The 7242-nt window shown below is 62.9% G+C and carries 6 protein-coding genes; 5 read left to right on the top strand and 1 reads right to left on the bottom strand.

Translation table 11 applies throughout. From position 1 onward, the window contains the following. The first annotated feature begins 150 nt into the window (after positions 1–150). Complete coding sequence (locus tag AC1DSN_RS15840) at positions 151–1095, top strand: cation diffusion facilitator family transporter (RefSeq protein WP_477298963.1); 945 nt, start codon at positions 151–153, stop codon at positions 1093–1095. Between the two features lie 436 nt (positions 1096–1531). On the opposite strand, the gene gnd is transcribed toward AC1DSN_RS15840, so the two are convergent. Further along, a complete protein-coding gene (gene gnd, locus AC1DSN_RS15835) occupies positions 1532–2536 on the bottom strand; it encodes a phosphogluconate dehydrogenase (NAD(+)-dependent, decarboxylating) (protein WP_213950096.1) in 1005 nt (334 codons plus the stop codon). A 224-nt stretch (positions 2537–2760) separates the two neighbouring features. Between gnd and AC1DSN_RS15830 the strand changes: the two genes are divergently transcribed. From AC1DSN_RS15830 to AC1DSN_RS15815, 4 genes are all read left to right on the top strand, one after another. Then, positions 2761–3255, top strand: coding sequence for a pyridoxamine 5'-phosphate oxidase family protein (locus AC1DSN_RS15830; protein WP_477296843.1), 495 nt, complete (start codon positions 2761–2763; stop codon positions 3253–3255). Between the two features lie 87 nt (positions 3256–3342). Beyond that, on the top strand, positions 3343–5295 hold the full coding sequence (locus AC1DSN_RS15825; protein WP_477331585.1) for a M1 family metallopeptidase: 1953 nt from the start codon (positions 3343–3345) through the stop codon (positions 5293–5295). 5 nt (positions 5296–5300) lie between these two features. Further along, positions 5301–5939 carry a Pr6Pr family membrane protein gene (locus tag AC1DSN_RS15820; RefSeq protein WP_477296839.1) on the top strand — a complete coding sequence of 213 codons (639 nt, stop codon included), beginning with the start codon at positions 5301–5303 and terminating at the stop codon, positions 5937–5939. Positions 5940–6019: 80 nt separating this feature from the next. Beyond that, positions 6020–7242: catalase (locus tag AC1DSN_RS15815; RefSeq protein WP_477331583.1), on the top strand; the 1223-nt coding region annotated here is incomplete at its 3' end.

Below are 7242 nucleotides of genomic sequence, written 5' to 3'. Positions count from 1 at the left end.
ACACCAAGGTCTCTCACGACGATACGGTTGAGTGCAGGGAGAGCCGTTGCGTGTGCCTGCGTCCGTCCGAAGGCACCAATACGGTGCGTTCCGGCAGGACAGCCTCGTGGTTTACTTGGGCAACACATCCTTGCGGTGACGATTGCCCTTATGGCCCACAGCTCCCGACTCGTCGTATTCGTCGCACTTGCTGCGAACGTCGCCATTGCGGTGGCGAAATTCGTCGCCGCGGCGCTCACCGGCAGCTCCGCCATGCTTTCCGAAGGCGTGCACTCGCTGGTCGACAGCGTCAACGAGGTGCTTCTTCTCTACGGTCTGAAGCGCTCGCAGCGACGTCCCGATCGCCAGCATCCCCTGGGCTTCGGTCGCGAGCTCTACTTCTGGAGCTTCATCGTCGCGTTGCTGGTGCTCGCGCTGGGTGCGGGCTTTTCGTTGTACGAGGGCGTCAACCGCATCCTCACGCCGGAGCCGCTTAAGGACCCGGTAACCAACTACATCGTGCTGGGCGTCAGTGCGTTGTTCGAGGGTAGCTCGTGGTACCTCTCGCTGAAGAGCGTGCAGCGAAAGAAGGGCAAGTACGGCTACTTCGAAGCGTTCCGCCGAACCAAGGATCCAACCACGTTCTCCGTGCTGTTCGAAGACACGGCGGCCCTGCTGGGTCTGGGTATCGCGGCGATCGGCGTCTACCTCTCCCACGCGCTGAACGATCCACGCATCGACGGTTGGGCGTCGGTCGGCATCGCCGTCGTGCTTGCGGCCGCGGCCAGCCTGCTGGCGCGTGAGAGCAAGGCCTTGCTGATCGGCGAGCCCGCCCAGCCCAGGTTGCTGGCGGAGGTGTGCACCATCGCCGGTGAGGTGCCGGGGATCGAGGCGGTGAACGGCGTGCTGACGGTGCAGGTCGGGCCCGACCATGTACTGGTCGCGCTATCCGCGGCGTTCGACGACGCGCTGACCACCGTGGAGATCGAGGAGTGCGTGCGGGAAATCGAGGCGCGCACGAAGGCGGCGAACCTGCCGATCGTGGCGCTGTTCATCAAGCCGCAGACGCCGGAAGGGTGGCGCGAGAGATTACGGCAACTGGACGGCAAGGCCTGAAAAAAGGTTCATCGTGGGATGCCGGGGACGCCGCGTGGGTGGGGACGTCGCGGCGCAGAGCCTTCGGTGCCCACCCTCGCTCTTCGGCGGCAACAGCCACCCAACGGCTCTCCGTCCAGCTGACCGTATCGTCGTGAGAGACCTTGGTGTCCACCCTCGAGGCGAGTTCCGCACAAGTGGAGCGGCCGTAGGCCAGATAGATACATGGGCCGCGTCAGCGGCCTTTCCGGCACGGAACGCGGAGGACTGTCTGAGCAGCGAGGGTGGGCACCAAGGTCTCCCCGCGAGACGCGCAAGTGTAGAGAGCGACGGCAAAGCCGAGCCCGCGAGGCCGAAGGCGAGCCATCTTCGAGGTGCGATGTGCCAAAGAGTGCCCGGCCCCGGTAATCCACGATGAACCAAAAAAAAGCCCCGCATGTGCGGGGCTTTTTTCAGGTCAGGAGTGCTCGCTTTCCTTCGGCGGCTTGCCGCGGCCTTCGATGTGTCCACCGAAGCCCATGCGCATGGCCGAGAGGAGGCGCTCGGCGTAGGTGTGGTCCTGACGCGAGCGGAAGCGGGCGAACAGGGCAGAGGTGAGCACCTCGGCCGGGACGGCTTCTTCGATCGCGGCGTTGACCGTCCAACGGCCTTCACCGGAGTCGTCGACGTAACCGGAGTAGTTGTCCAGCTCCGGGCCCTTGGCCAGGGCGCTGGCGGTCAGGTCGAGCAGCCAGGAGGAAACGACGCTGCCGCGACGCCAGACTTCAGCGATATCGGCCATATCCAGGCTGTAACGCTCGCGCTCCGGAATCTGCTTGCCGTCACGGTTCTTCAGGATGTCGAAGCCTTCCGCGAAGGCCTGCATCATGCCGTACTCGATACCGTTGTGGATCATCTTGACGAAGTGGCCAGCGCCCGCTGGACCGGCGTGCATGTAGCCATTTTCGACACGCGGATCGCGGCCATCGCGGCTTTCCGTGCGCGGGATATCGCCAGCGCCCGGGGCGAGGGTCTTGAAGATCGGATCGAGGTAGTCGACCGTGGCCTTGTCGCCACCGATCATCATGCAGTAGCCGCGATCCAGGCCCCAGACGCCGCCGGAAGTGCCGACGTCGACGTAATGCTGGCCCTTGGCGGCAAGCTCTTCGGCGCGGCGGGCATCGTCCTTGTAGAAGGTGTTGCCACCGTCGATGACGATGTCGTCCTTGCCCAGCAGGCCGCTCAGGGTCGTGATGGTGTTCTCGGTGATCTCACCGGAAGGGAGCATCACCCAGATGATTTTCGGCGAAGGAAGCGCCTTGACCATGGCTTCCAGGGACTCGACGGCTTCACCACCGTCCTTGGCCAGCGTGGCACGCGCGTCGGCGTTGTTGTCGTACACCACGGTCTGGTGACCGTCCCTCATAAGGCGGCGGGCGATGTTGCCGCCCATGCGGCCCAGTCCGATCAAACCGATTTTCATGCGTGGGGTCCTCGATGAGTTCAACGTGGGGAATATGCGGATACCGTGGCGCGATGCAAGGTATACCTAGGGATGAGACGCTCGTATTGGCGTCCCGAAGGGGATTCAGGTCCCCATGGTAAACCGCATGTGAGTCCGGCGTCTTCCCGAATGGCAACTTGATTGACGGCCTCTTCAGCCAGCGGATGGGACCGTGAGCCTTTAAAGCCCAACGGGAGCGCGACATGGCCAATAATCGTCAAGACGACAATGAAAAGATCTGGTCGCTGATCAAGGACGCCCACATCGCCATGCTGACCAGCGAACGGGACGGTCGGCTCTACAGCCGGCCGATGGGGGCATCGCAGAAGGCTTTCGACGGCAGCCTCTGGTTCTTCACGCGAAAGAGCTCGCCGAAGGTCGCCGAGGTGGAGGCTCATCGCGAGGTCAACGTGTCCTATGCGAGCGCATCCGACAACAGTTACGTTTCGCTCTCGGGGCGCGCCTGGATCGTCGAGGACCGCGCGGCGATCGACGAACACTGGAACGAATGGATCAAGACCTGGTTCCCCGACGGCAAGGACGACCCGGACCTCGCCTTGATCCGCGTGGATGTCGACACCGCGGAATACTGGGATGGCCCCTCGTCGAAGATGGTCGTCGCTTTCGATTACCTCAAGGCGCGGATGACCGGCAAGACGCCCGACATGGGCGAGAATCGCAAGATCGATGTGCGCTGACCTGACCTTGCGCACCTGACTTTCGGCACGGTAGAGGCGGGCTTCGTTTGCCGGTTACGCTGAGGGGTCGTCCCCATGGTGCTACCGATGAAAAACGTTGCCCGCCTGTCGATCGCCAGCCTCGCCCTCGTGGGTTCGCTGGGCGCTTCGGCCGCGACCTTCGACCCGCGCGAGACCTTCGCACCCTTCACCTATCCCCAGCAGGCCACCGCCTATCGCTCGGGCAGTGGCATGCCCGGCCCGCTTTTCTGGCAGAACCGCGCCGACTATGAGCTCGCGGCCACGCTGGATCCGGTGAAGAACACGATGGTGGGCAAGGCGACCATCCACTACACCAACAACAGCCCGGACGCGCTCGACGTGCTCTGGCTGCAGATGGACCAGAACCGCTACACCACGGACGCGCGCGGCAACTTCACTTCGGGCCGCACGCCTAAGCAGCATACCGATGGCTACCGCGTCGCCACGGTAACGCTCGAGCAGGGCGGGAAGACCGTCAAGGCCAGCTATGTCGTCGCCGATACACGCATGCAGGTGCGCCTCCCTGAGCCTGTCGCGGCCCGCGGTGGCAAGGTCACCCTGACCATCGAATATTCTTACGATCTGCCGGGCGACTTCGGCGGGCGCACCGGTTTCGCTCCTTCCAAGAACGGCAATATCTACGAGATGGCGCAGTGGTATCCGCGCATGTGCGTCTACGACGATCTGCGTGGATGGGACACCGCGCCCTTCCTCAACAGCGAGTTCTATCTCGAATACGGCGATTTCGACTACGCCATCACCGTTCCGGCCAACATGATCGTGGCGGGCTCCGGTGAGCTGGTGAATCCTGAGGACGTGCTCACCGCCGCCCAGCGCGATCGCCTGGCCAAGGCACGTGACAGCGATGCCACGGTCATGATCCGCACGCCGGCTGAAGTGACCGATCCCGCCAGCCGCCCGGGCAAGACGGGCACGCTGACGTGGAAGTTCCGCATGAAGAACACCCGCGATGTCGCGTTCGGCGCCTCGACGGCCTATGTGTGGGACGCTGCGCGGATCAACCTGCCCGAGGGCAAGAAGGCGCTGGCGATGTCCGTCTACCCCGTGGAAAGCGTGGGTAACGACTCCTGGGGCCGTTCGACGGAGTACCTGAAGGCCTCCGTCGAACACTTCTCGACCAAGTGGTACCCGTACCCGTATCCGGTGGCGGTGAATGAAGCGGGCTCCGCGGCCAGCGGCATGGAGTATCCAGGCATCGTGTTCGATCCGATGAAGGCGCCGGCGAAGCCCCTGCACATGGTCACCGCGCACGAGATCGGCCACACCTGGTTTCCGATGATCGTTGGCACCGACGAGCGCCGTAACGCGTGGATGGACGAAGGCTTCAATACCTTCATCGATGTGTACGAGRCGGACGCCTTCCATCATGGCGAGTTCGCGCCCAAGCGCGACAGCGAGTATTCGCCGAAGGGTGGCAACCCGGTCGACGAGATCCTCCCGTTACTGGCCGATCCCGATGCACCGAACCTGCTGATCGGCGCGGACATGGTCAAGGAGAAGTACCGCCATCCCGCGACGTACTTCAAGGCGGCGCTTGGCCTGGTGTTGCTGCGCGAGCAGATCATCGGCCCAGAGCGTTTCGATCCCGCCTTCCGCAAGTACATCGCGACCTGGGCCTACCACCATCCTTCGCCGTCGGATTTCTTCCGCCTGATGGAAAGCGAAGCGGGTGAGGACCTTTCGTGGTTCTGGCGTGGGTGGTACGCGAACAACTGGCAGCTGGACATGGCGATCACCAAGGTCGAAGGCTCGGTCGTGACCATCGAGAACCGCGACCAGCTGGTGATGCCAGCCACCTTGCGCGTCACCTTCGACGACAAGACCACGCGCGACATCCGCGTGCCGGTGGAGACCTGGCAGCAGCACAAGAGCTTCGACCTGACGGTGCCCGGCGGGCGGAAAATCGTCGCTGCCACGATCGACCCGGATCACGTCATTCCCGATCGTGACCGCTCGAACAACAGCTGGCCGGTGGCCGCTGCCGGAAAGGGCGGCTGATACCCATGTCGCCACGCACCGCCGCGATTTCGAATCTCTATGCGATCGTCGTTGCGGCGGTCGCGTGGTCCGGGCTGATGTTGCAGTACTGGTTGATCCTGTGGTCCGGGACGATCGGTCATGCCACGGTGCGTTATTTCAGCTTCTTTACCATCCTGTCCAATCTGCTCGTCGCGCTGGTTGCAACCGCCGCGGCCACCGGTGGCAGCTGGGCGCCGCTGCGCGTATGGCGAAAGCCGCGCGTACGCGGTCTCGCTGCGCTGTGCATCGCCGTCACCTGCCTGATCTATGCCACGATCCTCGCCGGTCAATGGCATCCGCAGGGGCCCCAGCTCATCGCGGATCGCATCGTGCACTATGTCGTGCCTTTCCTGTATCTGTTCTGGTGGGTGGCATTGTTGCCCCACGGCACATTGGTATGGCGCGATGCGCTTCGCTGGTTGTTGTTTCCGCTGGTGTTTCTTGCATGGACGCTGCTGCGAGGCGCGGTGGTGCATGAGTATCCGTATCCGTTCGTGGACGCGGATCGCCTGGGCTACGCCACGGTACTGATCAACGCGCTCATGGTTGCGCTGGTCTTCGTCGTGCTCGGCCTCGGCCTCGTCGCCGTCGATCGCGTGATTGCCCGCTACACCAACGCCTAGCGTTATTCTTGCTTTGCATTGACCCTCGATTCACGGAGTCGCTGCGATAACCGGACCGCTGCCAAAGCATGAGGTCCGTCATGAGCAAGACGCCGTTCGACGCATCTGCATTGCATGAGAGGTTTGACCGGCTCGATCATGCGCGTCTTCCCGAGCGTGTCGTCAATGCTCGTGGTGCCGGTGCCCATGGGTATTTCGAAGCCTATGAATCGATGGTGTCGTTGACCCGTGCCGATTTCCTAAGGGAGAAAGGCAGGCGTACACCCGTCTTCGTGCGATTCTCCACCGTATCGGGTTTTCGCGGGTCGACCGACCTTGCGCGCGATGTGCGCGGTTTCGCCGTCAAGTTCTATACCGAAGAGGGCAACTACGATCTTGTCGGCAATAACATGCCGGTGTTCTTCATCCAGGACGCCATGGTATTTCCCGACCTCGTGCAGGCAGCGAAGCCCGATGTGCACAACGAGATGCCGCAGGCGGCGACAGCGCAGGATGCGTACTGGGAGTTCATTTCCCACATGCCCGAGTCCATGCACATGATCATGTGGGCCATGTCGGACCGGGCCATCCCGCGAAGCTACCGCATGATGGAAGGCTTTGGCGTGCATACGTTTCGCATGGTCAACGCGGCCGGTGAGGGATGCTTCGTCAAGTTCCACTGGAAGCCGGCACTCGGGTTGCACGCCGTGACGTGGGACGAGGCGATCAAGATTTCCGGTAACGATCCGGATTTCCACCGCCGCGATCTCTTCGACGCGATCGAGGCGGGCGAGTATCCGGAATGGGAATTCGGCGTGCAGGTGGTGGACGAGAAGGATCGCCACGCCTTCGACTTCGACCTGCTCGACCCTACCAAGCTGATTCCCGAGGAGGTCGTTCCCGTTCGCCGTATCGGCAAGCTGGTGCTTGATCGCAACCCGCGCAATTACTTCGCGGAAACCGAGCAGGTGGCTTTTCATCCGGGTCACGTCGTACCCGGCATCGACCTTTCCGAGGATCCGCTATTGCAGGGGCGCGTGGCGGCATACGCACGCGCGCAGGCATTGCGTCTGGGTGTCGGCGATGGACACGACCTGCCGATCAATCTTGGCAGTGCGCCGTCACGCGATCGATCGCGCTTCCGGGGCCATGGCTCGCGCAGCGATGCCTTCCGCGATCACTTCACGCAGGCGCGGATGTTCCTGCATAGCCAGTCCGAGCCCGAATACAACCACCTTTGTCACGCGCTCGAATTCGAACTGGGTAAGGTGAGTTCGCCAGCGGTACGTCAGCGCATGTTGTTCATGCTTGCCCAGGTCGACGA

This window comes from Luteibacter sp. P4_D7_3 (assembly GCF_056401735.1).
Note: the sequence above shows the minus strand (reverse complement) of the source record. Positions and strands in the feature narration are given on the sequence as shown.

What these genes read in the sequence shown, in the direction of transcription:
- AC1DSN_RS15840 (WP_477298963.1), top strand. Translation starts at nt 151, where the DNA reads ATGGCCCACAGCTCCCGACTCGTCGTATTCGTCGCACTTGCTGCGAAC.
- gnd (WP_213950096.1), bottom strand. Translation starts at nt 2,536, where the DNA reads ATGAAAATCGGTTTGATCGGACTGGGCCGCATGGGCGGCAACATCGCC.
- AC1DSN_RS15830 (WP_477296843.1), top strand. Translation starts at nt 2,761, where the DNA reads ATGGCCAATAATCGTCAAGACGACAATGAAAAGATCTGGTCGCTGATC.
- AC1DSN_RS15820 (WP_477296839.1), top strand. Translation starts at nt 5,301, where the DNA reads ATGTCGCCACGCACCGCCGCGATTTCGAATCTCTATGCGATCGTCGTT.